This window comes from Dictyobacter alpinus, assembly GCF_003967575.1.
GTDB lineage: Bacteria > Chloroflexota > Ktedonobacteria > Ktedonobacterales > Ktedonobacteraceae > Dictyobacter > Dictyobacter alpinus.
The window spans coordinates 4,755,611-4,778,231 of sequence record NZ_BIFT01000001.1 but is presented as its reverse complement, the minus strand read 5'-3'; the positions used below and the strand labels follow the sequence as shown (position 1 = coordinate 4,778,231).

Sequence of the window (22,621 nt, the reverse complement as noted above, 5' to 3'; positions counted from 1 at the left end):
GCGGCTACGCTCGATGGGGGAGGTTCGCAGCCACGAGGGCAGCCGCTACGACTTGTTTTATCTCTTCTGACGTTTATGAGCGGATGGTGGGGTGGTCAGGCGAGGTTTTGTTCGATGGCGTAGCGGGTGGCGGCGCTGCGGGTGGTGACGCCAATTTTGGCGTAGATGGTGCTGAGGTGGGTCTGGACGGTGCGCGGGCTGATGACGAGTCTGGCGGCGATCTGGATGTTGGTGAGGCCGTTGGCGAGGAGTTGGAGGACCTCTTTTTCACGGCTGGTGAGGGTGGCGTTCGGGGTGGGTGGCGCGATGATGGGTCTGGCTGGTTGGCCTTCAGGGGTCTCCGCGATGGGGGTGATGGATGGTTGCTCGATTGTGATGGGCGTGCGGATAGAGTCGAGGACCTCTTCGAGGGTCATGAGTTCTCCAGTTTTCCATTCGGCGCTGAAGCGTTCGGGAATGAGTTGCTGGCGTACAAGGGCGAGCGTCTGCTGGTAAAGGGTTTGCTCGATCGGGGGCATAGGCGCACCGATCATGGCACGCATGGTACAGGCGGTCCCCCAGAGTCTGGCGGCGTGGAGGGGTTGGCCTTGCATGGCGCTAACCTCGCCAAGGCGTTCGAGGCAGGAGGGGATAAACCAGCGATCACCAACACGCTGGCAGAGGGCCAGGCTCTCTTCTATGAGAATTTTGGCTCGATCGTGATTCTTTTGTTGGATCGCTAACAGGCCAAGGTCGGCCAGAAAATAGGCACGCGTCGATCCACTGCGCATCTCGCTGTTGATGTTGAGACCTTCGGTGAAGCGCTGCTGGGCCATGGCGTAATCGCCGGTGTGCAGGCTCAGGAGTCCGTGGATGTGGAGCGTCTGGGCGATATAGCGCGGGTCACCACTCTCTTGCGCGGCCTGCATGCTCTCTTCGATCAGGATACGGGCACGCGGAATATTGCCCTGGTTGAGCAGGATTAAGCCAAGTTGGCCCAAGCGTGAGGCAAGATGCCAGTGATCATCGATCTCGCGCGTGATGAGCAGACATTCCTCAAGGTGGATACGCGCACGATCATAGTTGCCTTGATGAGCCTCCACCTGTCCTTGCATGTTGTGGACCGCCGCCTTCATGACACGGTTACCAAGATGCTGAAATATGGTCAGGCTCTCAGAGAGGGATTTACGCGCATCGCTGAAGTTTCCTTGCGAAAAATCAATGCAACCGAGCGCGAATAATTTGCTGGCAATACCTTCATCGTTACCGGTTTCTTTAAAGATCGCAAAGGTCTCAGTCAGGATCTGACTGATGGGCGTACGTTCCGTGAACTGCAATTGCGGGAGATCCCGGGTACTGCCGGAACGGGCCAGATTGTGCTGATTGCCCAGTTCGCGGATCACGACACGGAACTCCTCTAGTAGTGAGTGGGCCGTACTGTAATCTCCTTGATAGAGCGTCACAATGGCCAGCGGCAAGAGCGCAAAGGCCAGACCGATGCGATCGCCGATCTCACGATGCAACATCAGACATTCGCGCAAGTGCTGGTTCGCCTGAGGATAATCACCAAGATGGGCCGCGATCTGTCCCAGACTCTCCAGGCAATAGGCGATACTACGCCGATCCTCCAGGCGACGACAGATCACCAGCCGTTCTTCAAAGGTGGCACGGGCCTCGGTCAAGAAGCCAAAGGCAAAGGATTCCTGGGCCAGCGATTCTAGCGCGTCGGCAACCCCATAGTCGTCCATGTGCAGGCGGGCCAGACTCAGGCTGCGCTCGAAAAGCGTATGCGACTCCACCGGTGCCTTGCGGGCCGTGGCCGTACCCAGTTTATTGAGCGTGGCCGCCACACCAACCTGATCATCAATTTTCGCATAGATGGCCAGACTACGCTGCCAGAGTTCCACACTACGCTCATAGTGCTCCTGACTATCCGCCAGGGTCGCCGTGGCAAAGTACGCTTTAGCCTGTAAGGCCGGAGAGACATGGGCACTATGCAGTAGCGCCTTTTCCGCCCACTGATAGCCTTCCTGCTGACGATTACGGATCAGCCAGAAACGCCAGAGCGCGGCACACAAGCGTAGCGCCGCCTCCTGGGACTCGGGATCCGACTGGGCACTAAACCACTGTAGCGCAGCGCGCAAATTATCATTCTCCTGATCCAGGCGTTGCAGCCATTGAGCCTGCGTAGCCCGCCGCAACTCCGGTTCAGCCTGCTCGGCCAGCGCCAGATAATGAAAAGCATGCGTCCGCGCAGCCTTATCCTGTTCGCCCGCGGCCTGCAAACACATCTGTCCATATTCCTGAATCGTCTCCAGCATACTCAGCCGCATCTCCCCATCCGCCTGCTCACGCTGCTGGAGGAAACTTTTGTCGATCAAGGAAGCAATAATATCCAGGATCGCGGCATTACACGCGATCTGGTCGTCTTGCAGAACAGTACAGAAGGACTCGGCCGAAGCCATGGTACAGCCGCGTACAAAAACCGAGAGATAGCGAAAAATCTTCTGCTCATCCTGATTTAGGAGCTCGTAGCTCCAGTCCAGGGTATCGCGCAACGTCTGCTGACGGCGGGGAAGATCGCGGGCACCACTGGTCAGGACCACGAGACGTTGCTCTAAACGCGCCAATAACATGGTAGGAGAAAGATGCTTGCTGCGGGCCGCCGCCAGTTCCAGTGCCAGGGGCAAACCATCCAGGCAGGTACAGATCTCAGCGATCACCGCCGCATTGGCCGGCGTAATCTGGAAATCGTGCTTGACGGCCGCCGCCCGTTGCGCAAAGAGCAGCATCGATGGGTAGGCCGAGAAATCACCATCGGTTGGCAGATTTTGCAGGTCCGGCAGACTCAAGCAGGGGACCACAAACTCATGCTCACCACGCAGGTGCAGGATCTCCCGGCTCGTCACCATAATCTTTAATTGAGGACACAGCACCAGCAATTCCGCCAGCAAAGGGGCCGCCGGCATGATCTGCTCAAAATTATCCAGGACCAGCAGACTATGTTTATCGTGGAGATAGGCCGCGACACGCTCAAGCAGTGGCTCATCCTTCGTCTCAACAAAGCCAAGCTTTTGCGCAATCGTCGGTAGCACCAGATCAGCATCCGAGATCAGTCCCAGAGAAATATAGAAGATGCCACCGGGAAAACTCTCTCTAAGCGCACGCATCACCTCTAAGGCCAGACTCGTCTTGCCCACCCCACCTGGACCCGCAATCGTCAACAAACGCACATCACTGCGCTGAAGCAAAGCACAGATCTGGGCCGTCTCCTTCTCACGTCCAATCAGCGGCATTGGCTGCATCGGCAGATTATGATTATAGGAAAAAGACGGCTCCGTAGCAGGAAGATGCTGCTGCTCCTCGGCACTCTGGGCCAGTTGTACTGCGATAGCCTGCAAGCGTTCAAGCGAGAGCAGTTGAGACTTCCCAATATAAGCATGGAGCAACTTGCCTTTGCGCTTACTATAAGCTTTCCAGTAATCACCGCCGCGTTTATTACCGGCCTGCTCTTTACGAGCCGTAAAAGAGCCCGGAGCACTGGTAAAGCTAAAACTTGTCGCGCCAGCCAGCCAGATATACCAGTCCGCGCTCCCTACGGGCACGCAATAGGACTGATCTTGCTCCTGATAAAAGAGTGTGTCGTTCCGTACAGTGGGTGTCGAGCGTGTCATTGCTACCATTCTTATTGTTAAATAGAGAACTGCCTCAGAAGTTACACACGGCCTCCGTCGGCCAGGTGTACTTGTTCGGTAACTTTTAAAGAGAAACAACTGCTGTAAGCAGAATGACGGATACGAAAGAGAAACCCAAAAAGTTTCGAGGATATTCATCCTCTTACAACAAAATCGCGGTTTAGCGCCACCTAAAAAGTTACCTAACACCATCGCTCTTTTTTCGCCTGGGATAGCTCAAGTGTGCGTGATTCACCTGCTTTTTATATGCGAACATGGCCCATCGGTCGCGATTAGAGAGCTGTTTCCCAGTACAACAACTGTTACTAAAAAAGTTACATATGGTGTTGCCTGGTTATAGTATACAATAGATCGTTTTCTATAGCTATATTTCAGCAGCTATTTTCTTCCGCCAGGGGCACACAAACGCATTCCATGCGGTGTTTGCTTTCCACTCTCATCGTGAAGAGTGCAGGCAGCCGCACGCGGGCCCTGAAGGGCCCAACATTTTTGTACATGTGGTGTGAAATTGTGCGCACTGCGCACAATTTCACACCACATGTACAAAAAACTTAGAGCGCAAAAGGCGTTATAAAGCTTTATGGGTGGCGGTCAAAAGTGAGCATTGCTCACTTTTGACCGCCACCCATAAAGCTGTCGGAGCGCCAACGGCACTATTTTCCTGCATTGGAGAAGGGCCAGAGGCACTTTAACGGTTGTAAGTGTAGGGTCAAATGGGGCGCACTGCGCCCCATTTGACCCTACACTTAAAAGAAAGGTGGGCCCTTCAGGGCCCGCGTGCGGCTAATCAAATATCCCTCGACAAGAGTAAAAAATAAACACCATGATACACACGCAAAAACCCCTGTTAGGTAACCGCAAAAACTCCCCACAACCACAAAAGGAGAAAAAAGGAGTAGAAAAAATAAACCCCGAAAATACTACTTTCGTTATCTTTCTTTTATCCCTGGACGCTTTACACTTGCTCTATGAAATCGTTTCCGAAACCGCTAACAATGACGCAAGCGGGAAAGTTTCAGCGGTAGTCACTGATTTGCGAAGAACATTTTCTTCACTGAGTTTTTATGTCGAAGAAGGACGTAGATGGCAGGCAAGATCACTATACAAGATATCGCGCAACTGGCCGGGGTGAGCAAGACAACTGTGTCTCGCGTCCTCAACGAGCGACCAGATGTCAATCCAGAAACACGCGAGCGTATCTTACAAATTATGGACCAGCAGGGCTTTTTTCCAAGCCTGGCCGCCGCAGGACTGGCCGGCGGGCGGAGCCGTTTGATCGGTGCGCTGGTATCTGTCAGTCACTGGCCGTTGATCCCTGAAATCATGAAGGGAATCACAGAAGTGATTGATCAGAGTCCATATGAGTTGGTGCTCTATAGTGTGAATGCCAGCAACGACAAAAAAGACTTTAGTGAGGTCATTGATCGCATTTTAGCGACCAAGTTGACGGCCGGAATACTGGCGATTTATCCAGGACAGTCGGCTTCGCACCTGGCAGAACTCTGCCGGGAGGGTTTTCCTGTGGTGATGTTCGATGATCAGGTCAATCCACCAGAAGATATCTCCTGGGTTGGAGCGGACCAGCGTACAGGTGCCTATGAGGCAACACGCCATCTGCTACAACAGGGACACCGACGCATCGCGCATATCCAGGGTCCACTGAAATATCAAGTATCACTGGATCGCTACAACGGCTATTGTGATGCCTTAACGGAAGCGGGTATCGAACTGGATCCCGAACTAGTGTTACAGGGTGATTTCATGCCTACAGGTGGAAAGGAGTGTACCACTCAACTGCTCACGGCGTTGGGGAAGCGCCCCACCGCGATCTTTGTGGCGAGCGACCTGATGGCCTATGGTGCACTATCAACCATAACCGAATGCGGCCTACGTGTCCCCGACGATATCGCGCTGATTGGTTATGATGATATCCCATTCTCCATGCATGCGCAGCCCGCCCTCACAACGGTCCGGCAGCCTTTTTATGAGATGGGAAAGTGCTCAATCGAATTATTGTTAAGGATGATTGATCCACCGGAAACCAAGGTCCGATCCTGGAATCATAAGTCGGCGTTACGTCCACAGAGTGATATAGCCGCACCTGTTTTGCCTATGTCACCGGTACACATCAAGTTATCAACCAATCTGGTCGTACGGGCATCGTGTGGAGCGATACAGCCCGTTCAGTAAAAAGCGCGCTCATCTTCCATTTTATTGGTGTTATAGGTTTGTATTTATCGATCAATGATGATGTTTTTTTCCTATGTTTAGGAGGTTTGCATGTTATTCGGAGCTAAGAAGGCTTTCGAGAATTCTGCAGAGCACACACGCCGTCCCGGCAAAATGGTTGGGACCACAGTTATCTCAATGCTCGCAATCTTGATGCTTGTACTCTCTGCCTGTGGCGGTTCGGCGACCCAGTCGAACCAGCCTGGCAGTAAAAAGCCGGTCACCATTACCTATGTGCCCTCACCAAAGGGTGACAATGTCAGCAACTACAATCCATTTAGTCCAAATGCTGGTACAGGTGCACAGGGCTTCTTGTACGAGACCTTGCTCTTCATCAACCGCTACACCGGTGAGAAGAATCCCTGGTTGGCATCTTCGTACAACCAATCAGCTGACCTGAAGACCATCACCTTCAAGATTCGCGATGGCGTCAAATGGAATGATGGCCAGCCCTTCACCAGCGCAGACCCACTCTTCACCTTTAATCTGATGAAGAAGAATCCAGGTCTGGACGGCAACGGCCTGTGGGCACGTTTCATCCAGGATGTAGCGGCCCCCGATGCCAACACATTCACGGTTACCCTGAAGCAGCCTTCCTCAGTTGCCATCTGGTGGCTTGGTGGCGGCACCTTCATCGTACCAGAGCATGCCTGGAAGAGCGTTGCTGATCCTGTGAAATTCGCCAATGACCAGAAACCAGTTGGTACCGGTCCATATCTGCTGGACAAAAACACACCACAGCTGGTGACCTACAAAAAGAATCCAAGCTTCTGGCAGGCCAGCAAAGTAAATGTTGACCAGGTTCGTGTTCCTGCGATCAAAGACAACTCAAGCGCCGTCCTGATGCTTGCCAATGGTCAGCTCGACTGGCTGGGCGTAGCCTGGGATCCAAAATTGGATGCCTCCTACACACAGAAAGATCCGACCCACCTGCACCACTGGTTCACCCCAAGTAACGCAGTAATGTTCTACATGAACACCAAGAAGTATCCATTCAACATCCTGGAGGTTCGTCAAGCGATCAGTCTGGCGATTGACCGTGATGACATCTACAAGAAGGCCGCAGTATTCGCGCAGCCTGCTAGCCCAACCAGTGTCCTGCCTTCACAGAAGTCAACTATCGCTTCACAGTATGCTGACAGCAAGTTCACCGTAGACACCGCCAAAGCGGAGTCCCTGTTACAGAAGGCTGGTTTCAGCAAAGGTAGCGATGGCATCTATGCCGACAAGAGCGGCAAAAAGATTTCCTTCAGCATGGTCGCCGTATCCGGTTGGGATGACTGGGTCGGTTCAACCAAATTGATCTCAACCTATCTGAAGAAGATTGGTATCGACGCCAAGATCAACACCGTTGGTGACTTCACACCATACATCAATGCCCTGCAGTCAGGTTCATTCGAAGCCGGTATCTCCTGGACCAATCCTGGACCTACCCCCTACTACCAGCTCTCCGACCTGCTGGACGGCCGTAAGACCGCACCAATCGGACAGACCGCAACCGTCAACTGGGAGCGTTGGGACGATCCTGCCACCAACAAATTGTTGCAGCAGTACGAAACCTCAAACGATCCTGCCGTACAGAAATCCGCTCTGGAAGGTCTACAGAAGATCATGGTAGAGCAAGTCCCAGCTATTCCGCTGAACTACAACGTAACCTGGGATGAGTACACCACGACCCATGTGACCGGCTGGCCGGATGAGAAGAACCCATACGATTATGGTGCGCCAACCAATACACCGGACAACGAGTACATTATCCTGCAGTTGAAAGCCGCCTAGAGCTTACGTTGACTTCCACTGCCTTGTAAGTCTTCTTGTCTACGCTCCTCTCCCACTGGGGCGTAGACAAGAGTCCATCAAACATCCTCAAGCCACCGTAAATCAATCTACTACGTGCAACCCCATAAATAAACAGAACGATAGCAAATACTATCCAAAAATATGAGAAAGAGGAGGAGCAAGATGCGTCGTCTACTTAGCCGTATTGGCTTTTATGTGGTCGCATTATGGGCTTCCGTAACCATAAATTTTTTGCTACCACGACTGATGCCGGGTGATCCCGCCCAGGCATTTTTAGCAGGCATGCAGGGAAAATCCGTGACCCCGCAGTTACTCGCGGCACTACGGGCACAATTTGGTGTTACCGATGCACCATTATGGCAGCAATATCTTAGTTACCTGAATCAACTCTTGCATGGAGACCTGGGTATCTCAAACACCAACTATCCAGAAACGGTCAGCCAGATCCTTTCGACCTCGATCCCCTGGACCGTGGCCCTGTTAGGTTTATCGGTCATTATCAGCTTCATCATTGGTACCCTGTTAGGTATCCTGGTCGCCTGGAGGCGTGGCACCTGGCTGGACTCACTCCTACCACCAATCATGACCTTTATCTCCGCTATTCCTTATTTTTGGATGGCACTGGCACTGGTCTATTTCCTGGGCTTCATCCTGCACCTGTTCCCCATCGGGGGGGGTTTTGACGACATGCTGGACGTGGATTGGACCTCCTTTGACTTTATTTCAAGTGTGGTCAGCCATGCGATTCTGCCGGCCTTTACAATTGTGCTGGGCTCGATCTCCGGCTGGATCCTGGTCATGCGTAATAGTATGGTCACCACGCTCTCCGAAGATTATGTGCTGATGGCACAGGCCAAAGGCCTCCCCACCCGTCGTGTCATCCTCAACTACGCGGCCCGTAACGCGGTCCTGCCAAGTATTACCAGCTTCTCCATCTCGCTGGGATCGATCGTCGGTGGCTCGCTGCTCACCGAGGTGGTCTTTAACTATCCAGGCATTGGATATGCACTGGTTACTGCTATTGGACATCAGGATTATAGCTTGATTGAAGGCTGTTTCCTGGTCATCGCCATCACCGTACTGGCAGCCAATCTGATCGCTGACGTGGTCTATACCCTGCTCGATCCACGAGTACGGCAGGAAAGGTCATAGAACATGCAAGCAACATCCGAAACACTGCAGCCAAATAATTTTCCGAGCGCCCTCTTCAAAGGTGGACGATCCCTTTTCCAGCGCCTGACCGCAAATAAAAAAATGGCCATTGGTAGTAGTATCATCACTTTTTTCGTGCTACTGGCCATCTTTGGACCATTATTGACGCACCAATCGCCGGATGCGACCTCCAATGATATCTTCTTACCGCCATCCCTGGCGCACTGGTTAGGCACAACCAAAAGTGGTGAAGACGTTTTCACCCAGCTAGTCTATGGTGCTCGCGTCTCACTGCTGGTCGGCTTCCTGTCCGCCCTGGGATCTATCATCTTACAGATCATCATGGGACTGAGCGCAGGCTACTTTGGTGGTCTGATTGATAATGTGCTTTCATTCATCATCAACGTCTTCCTGGTACTGCCAGGTATTCCACTGGGTCTGGTAATCGCCTCATTCGCACCATTAAGAGGCTCGGTGGTAATTACCCTGCTACTGATCTTCACCTCCTGGAGCTATGGCTCACGCGTCCTGCGGGCGCAAACCTTGTCGATGCGTAACCGAGAATTTGTAGAGGCGGCGCGCTCATCAGGCGAAACGACGCTACGTATCATCTTCTTTGAAATACTGCCGAATGAAATCGCTCTGGTCGCCTCCAGCTTTATTGGCACATTTGTGTATACAATTCTGGCCGATGTGGTCTTTGAATTCCTGGGCCTCGGTGATGTCACCAAGACCAACTGGGGCGTCATGCTCTACTGGGCACAGGCGGGACAGGCCCTGCTGGCCGGCGGCTGGTGGTGGTTTATTCCACCTGGTCTATGTGTAGCCCTGGTCTGTGCTGGACTCACCTTATTGAACTCGGGTATTGATGAAGTCGCGAATCCTAAATTGCGTACAGAACCCAAGACAGAGAAACTGGCACGTAAAAAGCAGGCAGAGATCGAGAACGTGAATCCAACACAAAAAGAAGTGGTCGTGCAATGATGACACAAGATACAAGCAATCTGCTGCTAGACATCAAAAATATCAGCGTTGACTATTACGCGGCCAATGGCGCGGTCCACGCTGTACGGGACGTGAACCTGAGCCTGAAGCATGGTGAGATCGTAGGACTGGCCGGCGAGAGTGGTAGTGGTAAGTCGACCCTGGCGTATGCGATCTCACGCCTGCTACGGCCACCGGCAGCCATCACTGGCGGCCAGGTGATGTATTATCCACATATCCAAAGCGATGAACGCCGTACAGCATTCACGGCCGCCCTGGACCGTGCCAACATCAGTCGCGTCACGGATCCTGTTTATCAACAGCAGCAGGCCGGCGTCGATATCTTAAAGTTGACGCCAGCCCAGTTACGCGCATTTCGCTGGAATGAGCTCTCAATTGTCTTCCAGAGCGCCATGAACGCCTTGAATCCTGTTATGGATATTGGCACCCAGATCACCGATGTATTGCATGCCCACCAGCCTGAACGGAGCGCGCAGGCCTGTAAAGATCGGGCCCGCGAACTGTTAAAGCTGGTCGGTATCTCACCGGATCGTATCAAGAGCTATCCACACGAGCTTAGTGGCGGTATGCGCCAGCGCGTAATCATCGCCATCGCCCTGGCATTGCAACCGGAACTAATCATCATGGACGAGCCCACCACCGCCCTGGATGTAGTGGTACAGCGCGAGATCCTGGATCTGATCAGTTCACTATGTAAAGAGACCGGCACCGCCCTGATCTTTATCACCCACGACCTCTCACTGCTCCTGGAGCTCGTGGACCGGGTCGCGGTCATGTATGCCGGCAAACTGGTCGAGGTCGCGGACCGCAATAACTTTTACGCCCATGCACGCCATCCCTATAGTTATGGTTTGATGAACTCATTCCCTACCCTGCATGGACCACGGCGTAAAATGGTCGGCATCGCCGGCTCTCCACCGGACCTGAGAAACATTCCCGCCGGTTGTCCATTCCATGATCGCTGTCCCATGGCCTTTGATGCCTGCCACAAGGTCATACCCGTCCTGCGTACACCGGTTGCCAGTGCGCCAGAACAGATTGCCGCCTGCCATCTCTATGATAGCAAGATCACCGGTCGCACCGGCATTCCTGCCCCCTCAGATTTAGGTCGCAGCTATGAGATGCAGGCAGAAAGGAACGTCGTCAGATGAATTCCACCAACAAACCCATTCTCGAAGCGGAACACATCTATAAAGAGTTTCCCATTCACTCGATGAATCCCTTCACACCGTCGGTCTCAGTCAAGGCCGTAGAGGACGCCTCAATCGCACTCTATCCGGGACGAGCCACCGCGCTGGTAGGTGAGAGCGGTAGCGGCAAAACCACGGTCGCGCGTATGCTGGCCCGCATCTATGATCCAACGGCTGGTACCATGCGTTTCCGCGATGAAGAAGTCAAGTACAAAGGCCGCCGGGCCGCATCATCGCTGCGCGCCTATCGCCGTCACATCCAGATGGTCTTCCAGGATCCATTTTCGTCGCTGAACCCGGTTCACAATGTCCGCTATCACCTCAGCCGTCCACTGCGAGTACACGGACACGCCAAAACAGAGCAGGAAGTTACCGAACAGGTCCTGAGCTTGCTCAGAAGGGTCAGCCTGAGTCCCGCCGAGCAATTCATCGAGAAATTTCCGCACCAGCTCAGTGGTGGTCAACGCCAGCGCGTCGCCATCGCCCGCGCCCTCGCCGCGCGTCCAGAGGTCGTACTGGCCGACGAGCCAGTCTCGATGCTCGACGTCTCGATCCGGTTGGACATCCTGAATCTACTGACCCGCCTCAAAGACGAAGAGCAGCTCGCCTTCCTGTTCATCACCCATGATATCGCCAGTGCCCGCTACTTCGCCGAAGACACCCTGGTCATGTACGCAGGCCAGATGGTGGAGGGTGGTCCCAGCGATGAGGTCATTCAGACACCCAAGCATCCCTATACCCAGCTCTTGCTCTCAGTCGCCCCTGATCCTGATCGTGTCCAGCAAGTGATCGATCATGGGAACACAGCTGTCCCCACACGGGGAGAGATCCCAAGCCTGATCAAGCCACCAACTGGTTGCCGCTTCCATCCACGCTGTCCACACGCCATGCCGATCTGTAGTGAGCAGAAACCCGCCCGTACAGAGGTCTCACCGGGACACTGGACCCACTGCTTCCTTTATGATCAACCAGGCGAAAATTCACAACAACAGCAACGGACTCCTATTATCAGTGCTGAAACCATCCAGCGAGCGAAATAAGAAAAAGAGACCACCATGAATAAAGAGCAGCAGACACACATACTCAGTAGCACGGACGCCGCGCTGGCGACCAGCTTCCCCAAAGATTTTCTCTGGGGAGCCGCTACATCCGCGTACCAGATCGAAGGGGCGGCCGCAGAAGACGGTCGAGGCCCCTCCATCTGGGATCGCTTCGCCGCCACCCCTGGTAAAACCTACCAGGGCGAGACCGGCGAGATCGCGACTGACCACTATCATCGGATGGAGCAAGATGTCGCCTTAATGGCTGAACTGGGCCTGCGCGCCTACCGCTTCTCTATCTCCTGGTCCCGCGTCCTACCAACCGGCACAGGCGCAGTAAATCAGGCGGGACTGGATTTCTATTCCCGCCTGGTCGATTGCCTGCTCAAACACAATATACAGCCCTTAGCCACCCTCTATCACTGGGATCTACCCACGGCCCTGCAAGATCAAGGTGGCTGGGAGAACCGCGCCACGGCCGAGGCTTTCGCAGATTACGCTGAACTGATGACCAGACACCTGGGTGACCGCATCGATAACTGGATTACCCATAACGAGCCCTGGTGCGCAACCTATCTGGGCCATGGCAATGGCGTCCATGCACCGGGCATCAAGAATATTTCGGTGGTCGGCATCGTAGCCCATCATTTGCTGCTCTCACACGGACTGGCCATGCCGCGTATGCGCGCGCAACTCAAGCCCGGTGCCAGAATCGGTATCGCGCCAAATCTCTTTCCAGTCTATAGCACCGAAACTTCTCCGGCCGTACTGGAACGCGTCGAGCGCGAACTGGACTTCAGAAATCGCTGGTTCCTGGATCCAGTCTTCAAAGGTCACTATCCCGAGCACCTGTTCAAACACCTCGGCTGTCAGGAGCCAGACATCCAGCCCGGGGACATGGAACTGATTAGCGCCCCCATTGATTTCCTCGGCATGAACTACTATAATCCGCTCCGCCTGCAAAGCGAGCAGCAAGCAGGAGGAGAGACCACCTTCGAAGTCCTGAATGCCGCCCCCGGGATCGCAACCACTGAAATGGGCTGGGAAGTCTATCCTCAAGGACTGATGGATCTGCTCGCCTGGTTGCAGCAGAGCTATGAGATTCCCGAACTGATCATCACCGAAAACGGATCAGCCTATGTTGATCAACTCACCAGCATCGACGGTGAAGAACGCATTGTTGATGAGCAGCGGCTCCAGTATTTCCGTGGCCATATCACAGCTATCAGTAGCGCCCTCGCCCAGAAAAAGACGCCACCGATCACCGCCTATTTTGCCTGGTCCCTGATGGACAACTACGAATGGGCCGAAGGGTATAGTAAGCGCTTTGGGATCATCTATGTGGATTTCGCTACGCAGAAGCGTGTCATCAAAGACAGTGGTCGCTGGTATGCAGCCTTCCTGGCCGCGCGCTAGCTCATGCCAGCCTGGGGGCGCTGACGCCCCCAATCATTAAATAAATTATACTGTGCGAAATAGGCGCTGCGGCGCCTATTTCGCACAGTATAATTTAGTAAGCAGGTCCCATCCTATTATAATTCAGTAAGCAGGTTCCATCCCATTTTATTCAGGGGTGCCAGCCTCTTTTATTCAGCAGGTCCCATCCCATTTTATTCAGGGGTGCCAACCTCTTTTATTCAGCAGGTCCCATCCCATTTTATTCAGGGGTGCCAACCTCTTTTATTCAGCAGGTCCCATCCCATTTTATTCAGGGGTGCCAACCTCTTTTATTCAGCAGGTCCCATCCCATTTTATTCAGGGGTGCCAACCTCTTTTATTCAGCAGGTCCCATCCCATTTTATTCAGGGGTGCCAGCAAGGTGCCGCAGCACCTTGCTGGCACCCCTGAATAAAATAGGCAAGTCCCCGTCAGGGGACGAGTGTGGCCGCGAGGAGGCGCAAGGCAGGCGCAAACACCACGCACAAACGAATTCTATAAACACGCTATAAAGAAAAAAGCATCAATACTCAAGATTCAGTCAAAAGCCACATAAAGATCCTAAAAATCCCGTCAAAATTTACCACTGGGGGGTTTTACTTGTCCTATCTAGCTGTGCTACACTATGTAAGCATACATTGTTTCGACTACGTATATTGTTGTAGGACTACCGAATGTGGTAAAGGTAATCCGAGCGTTGTAGGAACATGAAGAATTTCCCCTTTCAAAGGACGATTAAATAGTATGGCACAGGAATCTGTGACACAAAACACGCAAACCATTATGGATGGCCACGAGGACGAACATGTATCAAGTAAAAACATGCTCGGCCCTCTGCTCTGTTGGGCAGTTGTCTTTGCTGACATCGGAACCTCTGTGTATTACACCCCGGGCATTCTGTATCAGACAGTCCAGGGACTAGCGGGCTTTTTCGTGTTTCTGACAATGTCAGTTTTTATCTTGCTCGCATTAAAATACGCGGAAGTCACGCACCGCTTTCCCCAGGGTGGAGGTGTCGTCACCGTAGCGGCTCAGGCCATCAATCCCTGGTTTGGTGCGATTGGCGGCATGTTTATTCTGGTAGACTACTTTCTCACCGCGGCGATCAGTAGCTTATCGGGTATTTTGTACTTGAGCGTGGTCTTTCCTGCCATTGGCGGCATGCCCCTCGCTCTGTTTATTACCGTTGGCGTACTGATATTACTGGGTGTTCTAAACTGGGTTGGCATTAGTGAGAGCGCCAAGGTGAGTCTGGTTGGTGCCGTCGTTGCTTTTTTCAGCAATATCGCCATCCTGGTAACAGTTTTTACCCATATGTCACTCGGTCAGATCTTTGAGCTCATTCCAGAGATGTTTAAGAGCCATACCCTGACCCCTCTCTCATTTCTAGCCGGCTTCGCAGGCTCGTTCCTGGCATTCTCGGGTCTGGAGAGTATCTCGCAGCTATCGCCGGTGATGAAGCAGCCCCATAAAAAAGTGGCCGGCATCGCCCTGACACTGGTGGTCCTGACGATTGGTCTGACCAGTCCCATGCTGACCATATTCTCGACCCTCTTACTGCCAGATGCCGCGAGAAGTGAGGTACAATCCGCGCAAATTATTTCGCTACTGGCTGGCCACTGGGGCGGACAAATCCTGCAGACAGAGGTAGCCATTAGTGCCAGCGCCTTGCTGATCTTTGCCAGTAACACTGCCATCATTGGTGCCTATCACGTCTTTATCGCGCTATCACGCATGGAGTTTTTACCGAGCGTCATTCTACAGCGCAACAAGATGCGTGGCACACCACACATTTCAATCGCCCTGGCAACGGGTATTCCGATTATCATTCTCTTCCTGGTCTGGGGACAGATTAACATTCTCGGTGAAATGTATGCCTTTGGCTTGCTGGGTGCCTTCGCCCTGACCTGTCTGGGACTGGACATCGTACGTGGTCGCGAACTCAGACGTGCGCGCAGCCAGAAAAGAACGGCCAGGATCGTGGCCGCGCTACCGGCCGAGGAGCATAAAGCGACCGAAGTCCATGACCTGATGAAGTCAAATGTCCAGCCAGCCGTCACGACCGAACATGGGAATATTGGTGGGCAGGTCAGTGAGGTCGATGAGGCCGGCACCCTGTGGTTCAAAATCAACTTTGGATTGGGTATTCTTACGACGGTCCTGGTTGTGGTTGCCTGGGGCACAAACCTGATTACCAAACCGCTCGCCACCGCCTTCGGTCTTGGCGTAACCGCGATCGGTATGAGTATCGCCTACTACAATCACACTCGTCATCAGAAAGAGGGCAAAGTACCGGTACCAGTTGTGGTCACGCACATACGCGACACCTATCCCGATACCACTCTGGCCGTGCTGACCGCCGGCAACCCGCATAACGGAGCAGTAATCCGCGCGGCGATCAACAACGCAGACGAACATACGCCTATCATCTTCCTCTACCTGGCCGGCAAGCGACCACGGCAAGTCGCGCCACGAATGATGGAGATTATCGACCCCTACCTGGACGACCAGGATGCCAAGGACACATTTAGTAAGGCCGAGGCCCTGGCCATCAAAGCTAAAGTGCCTAACCGCACCTATGTCTATCTCCAGGAAGAGCCCGAACTGGCCACCCAGATCTGGCAATCGATCCATCCACGCGACACCCTGGTTGCTATCGAAGACGACGCTCAATTCAAAGATATCAATCCAGACCGCGTACGCTACGAACTCACCCCCGAAGGGAAGGTTGCCCACCTGCTGAAACGCTGGTAAAAGGGTAACACACAATAACAAGAGAGCAGCGCTACGGCTATGATGCCGAGGCGCTGCTCTCTTGTTTGTTGGAAGGATTAATCCTCGGTGGTGAAACGATAGCCGACCCCGGAGACGGTCAGGATGAAGCGAGGATGGGTAGGATCAGGCTCGATCTTGCGGCGCAACTGGCCAACGTAGACATGGAGGTAATGGGCCTCGGTGCCGTAGCCGGTTCCCCAGACCTGGGTCAGGAGCATCTGACGCGTCATGATCTTGCCCCGGTTCTTGATCAGAGCCTTGAGCAGGTCGTATTCAGTTGGTGTGAGCTTGATCTCTTTGTCATCAACCTGGACGTTACGGCGGGCAAAATCAACTTTGAGCGGTCCGGCAGTGAAGATAGGTTCGGTACCCGATTGGATCTGGGCGGTATGGCGCAGGGCCACGCGCACACGGGCCAGTACTTCATCCATGCCAAAGGGCTTAGACACATAGTCATCGGCGCCCAGATCAAGGGCCAGGACCTTATCACGCTCGGTATCTTTCACAGAAAGGACAATGATCGGCAGGTTGGATTGCTCGCGTACTTTACGGCAGACATCCAGTCCACTCATGCCCGGCAGGCCAAGGTCCAGCAGCATCAAGTCAGGACGATGCTGGCTCACCTCTTCAAGCGCGGCCTCCCCGGTATCGGCGGTAAAGACATCATAGCCGTGGGCCGACAGACTCCGCTGCAAGGCCCGCAATATTTCAATCTCGTCATCAACTATAAGAATACGAGCACCACTCTTACTCATGACTCTGTCCTTCTTCTTCTTCTTCTTTATTCTCTAGCGGCAAGGTAAAACGGAAAATAGCGCCACCCTCAGGGCGATTCTCAGCCCAGATACGACCACCATGCGCCTCAATCAAGCCGCGACAGACCGCCAGGCCCAGACCAGTCCCCATAATACTGGTCGCCCGACGCTGCGCCCCCGAAACACGATAAAACTTATCAAAGATACGCTCCAGATCGTCCGGAGGAATTCCGGGTCCGTGGTCGGCGATACTGACCTGGACCATATCCGCGACGACCTCAACCGTAATATCCAGAGGAGAATCTGGCGGCGTATAGCGTATAGCATTCTCCAGGAGATTGGTAATCACCTGATCGATCTGCAAATAATCTAAGAGCACCGGTGGCAGGTCCTCGGGTATGTGTGTATGCACCTCACGATCCTGTAGGACGGCCCGCATATGGCCTAGCACATCATGGAGCAACTCATCCAGCGGATACCATTCTTTCTCGGCCTGTAGTGCCCCACCCTCGATACGTGACATATCCAGGATATTACCAACCAGGCGATTCAAGCGATCAGCCTCCTTCTCAATAGCCAGCGCGAAGCTACGTCTGGCCTCCTCATCCCATTCTACATCCTGCTGTAGCAAGCTACTGGCCGCCGCCTTGATCGAGGACAGAGGGGTACGTAGATCATGGGAGACCGAGGAGAGCAGGGCTGAACGCAGCGCATCCGTACGTCTGAGTAGTTCAATCTGCAACGCCTCCTGATGCAGACGGGCCCGCTCAATCATCGCCGTCGCCTGATCCATAAAGGTCCAGAAGAATGCCGCCTGATGATTGAGATCCCGGTGCGGGTCGAGTAGCGCACGCTCAACGGGAAAACGCCGCAGACCATTGTTCAGCAAGAGCCGCGCCACACCTACGACACGCGGTCCCTGGTGGAGAGGTACCAGGCGCACATAATTCTGCCTGGTCGGAGTCACACTCAGGATACGGCGGAAGCGGAACGGCAATTCTTTGGCCTCATCGACATAAAAATCAAAGATACGCCCCTCCCGCATCACTGACTCCGCCGTACGCATCTCGTCCGGCGACAGTTGCATATGCACCACATCCTGGCGCGCGTCCGATTGCAGGGTCAGCTTACCATGCACATCCGGCAACAGGATCGCGCAATCGGTCACGCCAGCCGTGGCGAAATTATTGACGATCGCATGCGACACAATATCCAGTTGCAGATCCAGATCATTCTCATTGGTCGTCGCGTTGACCAGTTCATACAGTGCCCGCGTCTCTTTCTCACGGAGCAACGCCTGTTCGGCCCGTTGACGCAACGCAGAGGCAAGCTCGCCCGTAATAATCGCAGTAACTAAAAATATGAAGAGCGCCAACCACTCTTCCGACTTATTAATCGTAAAGGTATAGAATGGTGGCACCAGAAAATAATCAAAGCTCATAAAGGCGACCAACGAAGCAATCACGGCCGCATAAAGCCCGCGCATCGTGGCCAACCCTAACACGACCAGCAGGTACAGAAACGAAATGTTAGGGATAGACGGATAGAGGCCGGCCAGATAAATGATCGCAGTCACCAGCATCGGTAGCAAAAAAGCCAGAACGGCATCAATCACAAAACGCTGGCGGCGCTGCTCCTCGGTAACGCCAAGGAACAGCAAGTGCTGAATTTTTTCCATTACACTCTTCGGGTCCTTTAGAGAACACTAGATAGTTCAAGAAGACACATTTGATATTTCCTCATGAGGATATCACACAAGATAGAGAAAAAAAAGGAGAGCACTTTTTATGCTCAGTCGCTTGACCAGGCACCGCTATCAACAACACTATACACGACACATGCAACAGAAATGCATACTCCTGCTCCTGTGTCTGGGATTACTGGCGGCATGCGCACCAGGACATTCAGGGGAGCAGGTGGTCGCATTTATACGCGATGGCAAGCTCTGGACTATTGATGCCAACGGCAATAATGCCTTCGCGATAGTCGCGCAGAGCCAGCCTGTGGTTGGCTACGCCTGGTCACCAACGCATCAGATTCTGGCCTTCCGCATGCTAGATCCGGACTACAACAAAACAGCAGAGGCCAAAACACTGGTCAGTCAGAACGACGCCCCCGTTATCCCGGACGCCCCCAGCACCCTCAACACCATCGGAGTCGACGGAGGCTCCCCGATCACCATCGCCTTCTCCAGTCCCGAAGTCAGCTACAACGATCCATTCTGGAGCAGCAACGGCAGCCGTTTAATGTATCGGCAGGCCCCAAAGAATTTCGCCGCCAACCCATCAAATGTCCAGTGGTGGATCGCCCAGAACGACCAGCCTGGAGGGATCGCCGCCAAAGCGTTCGCCCCCACCTTCTCTATCCCCTCTATTTCAGATGCCCCCCAAAATTACATGATCCTGGGCAATAATAGCAATGAAGTCTTTACTACCAACATAACCGCTGGCGACAAAACAAACAAAGGTCAATTTCTGGCAGGACATCCCCTACCCGCTACATTAGAGCGCCTGCTCTGGCGGCCAGCACACCGAAATCAAAGCTTTCTCTACGCCAGCGAAAAACAGACACAGGAGAGCGAAGCAAAAAACCAGCTCAACGTCCAATTGATCTGGCAGACCCTTGAAGGTCCAGCTACACCGATCGCCACCTGCACCTGCACCCAGTTCGCCTGGTCGCCGGACGGCAACACGATCCTCTACAATAGTGGCAACCAGTACACCCTCTATAATGTCCAGAATAGTAGCCACTTCACCATCAACGCAGAGGATGGCGCAGTACCATCCTGGTCGCCGGACAGCAAATTTCTGCTCCTCGACGGCAGCCATCAGCTCTCGCTCGTCAACATAGCCAGCAAAACACACACACAGCTACTCAGCGCAGGCAACAGCAGCCCTGATAAGGCGCAGCAGGCGGCATTGGGCAAGACCAACACCCTGCTCCAACCCGTTGGCAACAGCCCCTGGTCCAGTGATAGCCAGCGCTTTATCTTCCTGAGCCATGGCCGGCTCAACTGGCAAAACCAGACCCTGTCCGACGACAAAGGCCTCTACGTTGTCAGCATCAACGCGCAAGGAGAGATCCAAGGCAAACCCGGCTTGATCACCAGTGGCCAGATCACCCAGCCCGGTTGGACCCACCAGGATCCCAACACATCATTTTTATACTGACGTGAATATGTTGGGTCGGACGCTTGCCTTGACCCGGCAGGAAGCGCGATGATATGATCAGATTTTGCGACTAAGGGGAGGAATAGAGCATGTCTGACTATCTTGATCTATATGACTATCGCGGCCGCGTGATGGTCCTCTATCAGGAGCGCAACCGGGCATTGAGCGCCGGTGAGGATGCGGAGGCAATCCTGCAACGCTTTCGCGCGGGAAAAGATGCGCTCTTCGCGCAGCATCCGCAGTCCGCGCTGGATGCAGAGCAGCGCCGTCAGTTCCAGGGTCTGCGCTACTTTCCTTATAATCCAACCCTGCGCCTGACGGCTCCGATTGATACGGATGTCGAGCCGGTCCAGCAACAGATAGCGATGAACGGGCACGAAAACATGAGCATGACCACCATCGGCAACATCCATTTCAGCGTCGATGGTACGGATGTAAAGCTCTCAATCTACTGGCTCGATATCTACGGCGGTGGATTGTTTCTGCCATTCCGCGACACCACCTGTCCCGCGGAGAGCTATGGCGGTGGGCGCTACCTCTTCGATACCATCAAGGGCAGCGATACGCAACTGGATAGAGAGAAGCAGCAGATCACGCTCGATTTTAACTATGCCTACAATCCATCCTGCGCCTATAATAGCCGCTGGGTCTGTCCGCTAGCGCCACTTGAGAATCGGCTCCCCGTAGCGATCCGGGCCGGCGAACTGGCCTACACTCAGCATGATATGATACCTGAAGATACTGATACGTCTAAATAATAGAAAGAGCGGAAAACAGCTATGGGTGTAAATATTCAGAGATTTGCTGAGGATGATTTTTGTTATTTGAGTACCGTCGGCCGTCAATCGGGTAGAGTACATACGATAGAGATTTGGTTTGCGGCACAGGATGAGACACTCTACCTGCTCTCCGGTGGTCGGGATAAATCTGATTGGGTCAAGAATATTCAGCAGCAGTCAGAGGTACAGATCAAGCTGGGAGATGAGCATTATCAGGGGGAGGCCCATATTATCGAGGCAGACAGTGCTGAGGATACGCTAGCACGCCAGCTCGTGGCAGATAAATATGTACCACGCAGCAGCGACGACCTCACAGAATGGTCACGCGACTCATTGCCCATTGCTATTGTGATACGAAATAGGATACAGTAAGAACCAGAGGGTTGCGCACATGGTCCAGGATACCATGGGTACAGGCGCAAACAACGGAAGATTGGAGCATACAATGGACAAGAAAAACACCAAATTACACCTTGTCAGCAATAACGATGAGCCCGAAGAGGACGATTTCGATGAGATGAACGAATATAGCGAAATGGAACTGCTTGAGCAGCTGGAATCGTTGCGCGAAGACATGGAAGACCTCAAGGTGACCACACTCGCCGAGGTAATTGAACGCATCAGTGAACTCCATCGCCAGCTCGACAAGTAACGCAACAAGAAATACGAGTCGTAGCGGCAGGGCTTGTCCCTGCTCCAGTCGGCGTACGACCATGCATCAACAATACGCCGCACGCGCCTGAAGTTGCTCGCCTGCACACAAATATTTGCTTGAAGGGCATTTCTTACGTGTACTGGTCGCAGGTGCAAGACCTGCCGCTACAACTCTTATTTCTCGTGGCTGCGCACGTCCCTTTACGTGCGCAGCCGCAAGGGCGTGCCGTTACTAGCCTCCAAGATAGGCCTGGCGGACCAGGTCGTTGGTGAGGAGGTTTTTGGCGGTGTCGCTGAGCACGATTTTTCCGGTCTGGAGGACATAGCCACGGTCGGCGAGGTTGAGGGCCATCGAGGCGTTTTGCTCAACCAGGAAGATGGTCATGCCTTCATCACGAATACGCAGGATGGTGTCGAAAACGGTTTCGACGAGCTTGGGTGAGAGTCCCATGGAGGGCTCATCCATGCAGATCATTTTTGGACGCGACATCATGGCGCGGGCCATGGCAAGCATCTGCTGCTCACCACCGGACATGGTACCGGCAACCTGCTTGAGACGCTCCTGCAAGCGTGGAAAGATCTGGCAGACATGGTCCATGTCATGGGTGATCTCCTGTTTATTGGAGCGGCTATAGGCCCCCATTTCCAGGTTCTCACGCACCGTCATACGTCCAAAGATGCGGCGCGCCTCAGGGACGAGCGCCAGTCCTGATTTGACAATATCACCGGTCATTTTGCGCTCAATCGCTTCGTCATTAAAGTTCACGGAACCACTGGTCGCGCGCACAAGGCCGAAGATTGTCTTCATGGTCGTTGTCTTACCAGCCGCATTTGCACCTAGCAGGCAGACAATCTCTCCCCTCTCAACCTCAAGTGATATATTCTGCAACACATGGCTCGGACCATAGTATGTGTTGACATCGGTGAGTCGTAACATCTTAGACCTCTTGATTTACTTTGT

Annotated in this window: 16 protein-coding genes; 12 read left to right on the top strand and 4 right to left on the bottom strand. The window is 53.5% G+C overall.

Translation table 11 applies throughout. The annotated features are described in order from the left end of the window. Positions 1-95: 95 nt before the first annotated feature. On the bottom strand, positions 96-3,653 hold the full coding sequence (locus tag EL633_RS18890; protein WP_161982252.1) for a LuxR C-terminal-related transcriptional regulator: 3,558 nt from the start codon (positions 3,651-3,653) through the stop codon (positions 96-98). Positions 3,654-4,757: 1,104 nt separating this feature from the next. Between EL633_RS18890 and EL633_RS18885 the strand changes: the two genes are divergently transcribed. The 8 genes from EL633_RS18885 to EL633_RS18850 all read left to right on the top strand — a co-directional run bounded on the left by EL633_RS18885 (position 4,758) and on the right by EL633_RS18850 (position 16,281). Next, positions 4,758-5,864 (top strand): LacI family DNA-binding transcriptional regulator, encoded by a 1,107-nt coding sequence (locus EL633_RS18885; protein WP_126628674.1) that lies wholly within the window; start codon positions 4,758-4,760, stop codon positions 5,862-5,864. A gap of 90 nt (positions 5,865-5,954) precedes the next feature. Next, the gene (locus EL633_RS18880) at positions 5,955-7,682 is read left to right on the top strand and encodes an ABC transporter substrate-binding protein (RefSeq protein WP_126628673.1); all 1,728 of its coding nucleotides are present in this window, start codon (positions 5,955-5,957) and stop codon (positions 7,680-7,682) included. 183 nt (positions 7,683-7,865) lie between these two features. Further along, complete coding sequence (locus tag EL633_RS18875; RefSeq protein WP_126628672.1) at positions 7,866-8,855, top strand: ABC transporter permease; 990 nt, start codon at positions 7,866-7,868, stop codon at positions 8,853-8,855. Between the two features lie 3 nt (positions 8,856-8,858). Continuing rightward, positions 8,859-9,839, top strand: coding sequence for an ABC transporter permease (locus EL633_RS18870; protein WP_126628671.1), 981 nt, complete (start codon positions 8,859-8,861; stop codon positions 9,837-9,839). After that, positions 9,836-11,011, top strand: coding sequence for an ABC transporter ATP-binding protein (locus EL633_RS18865; RefSeq protein WP_218027518.1), 1,176 nt, complete (start codon positions 9,836-9,838; stop codon positions 11,009-11,011). The genes EL633_RS18870 and EL633_RS18865 overlap by 4 nt, the downstream gene beginning before the upstream one ends. After that, positions 11,008-12,090, top strand: a complete 1,083-nt coding sequence (locus EL633_RS18860) for an ABC transporter ATP-binding protein (RefSeq protein ID WP_126628670.1) — start codon at positions 11,008-11,010, stop codon at positions 12,088-12,090. The genes EL633_RS18865 and EL633_RS18860 overlap by 4 nt, the downstream gene beginning before the upstream one ends. 15 nt (positions 12,091-12,105) lie before the next feature. Next, positions 12,106-13,506, top strand: coding sequence for a GH1 family beta-glucosidase (locus EL633_RS18855; protein ID WP_126628669.1), 1,401 nt, complete (start codon positions 12,106-12,108; stop codon positions 13,504-13,506). A gap of 765 nt (positions 13,507-14,271) precedes the next feature. Next, a complete protein-coding gene (locus tag EL633_RS18850) occupies positions 14,272-16,281 on the top strand; it encodes an APC family permease (RefSeq protein ID WP_126628668.1) in 2,010 nt (669 codons plus the stop codon). A gap of 77 nt (positions 16,282-16,358) precedes the next feature. Here EL633_RS18850 and EL633_RS18845 read toward each other — a convergent pair whose 3' ends face one another. Together EL633_RS18845 and EL633_RS18840 are read right to left on the bottom strand one after the other, a co-directional pair. Further along, a complete protein-coding gene (locus EL633_RS18845) occupies positions 16,359-17,057 on the bottom strand; it encodes a response regulator (protein ID WP_126628667.1) in 699 nt (232 codons plus the stop codon). After that, complete coding sequence (locus tag EL633_RS18840; RefSeq protein ID WP_126628666.1) at positions 17,050-18,735, bottom strand: ATP-binding protein; 1,686 nt, start codon at positions 18,733-18,735, stop codon at positions 17,050-17,052. Before EL633_RS18840 ends, EL633_RS18845 begins: the two co-directional genes overlap by 8 nt. 109 nt (positions 18,736-18,844) lie before the next feature. Between EL633_RS18840 and EL633_RS18835 the strand changes: the two genes are divergently transcribed. From EL633_RS18835 to EL633_RS18820, 4 genes are all read left to right on the top strand, one after another. Then, entirely contained in the window at positions 18,845-20,227 is a 1,383-nt protein-coding gene (locus EL633_RS18835) for a TolB family protein (RefSeq protein ID WP_126628665.1), read from the top strand. An 89-nt stretch (positions 20,228-20,316) separates the two neighbouring features. After that, entirely contained in the window at positions 20,317-20,985 is a 669-nt protein-coding gene (locus EL633_RS18830) for a DUF1684 domain-containing protein (protein WP_126628664.1), read from the top strand. 21 nt (positions 20,986-21,006) lie between these two features. Continuing rightward, complete coding sequence (locus tag EL633_RS18825) at positions 21,007-21,378, top strand: nitroreductase/quinone reductase family protein (protein WP_126628663.1); 372 nt, start codon at positions 21,007-21,009, stop codon at positions 21,376-21,378. Positions 21,379-21,451: 73 nt separating this feature from the next. Beyond that, positions 21,452-21,658, top strand: a complete 207-nt coding sequence (locus EL633_RS18820; RefSeq protein ID WP_126628662.1) for a hypothetical protein — start codon at positions 21,452-21,454, stop codon at positions 21,656-21,658. A gap of 234 nt (positions 21,659-21,892) precedes the next feature. On the opposite strand, the gene EL633_RS18815 is transcribed toward EL633_RS18820, so the two are convergent. Further along, entirely contained in the window at positions 21,893-22,597 is a 705-nt protein-coding gene (locus EL633_RS18815; RefSeq protein ID WP_126628661.1) for an ABC transporter ATP-binding protein, read from the bottom strand. Positions 22,598-22,621: the final 24 nt, after the last annotated feature.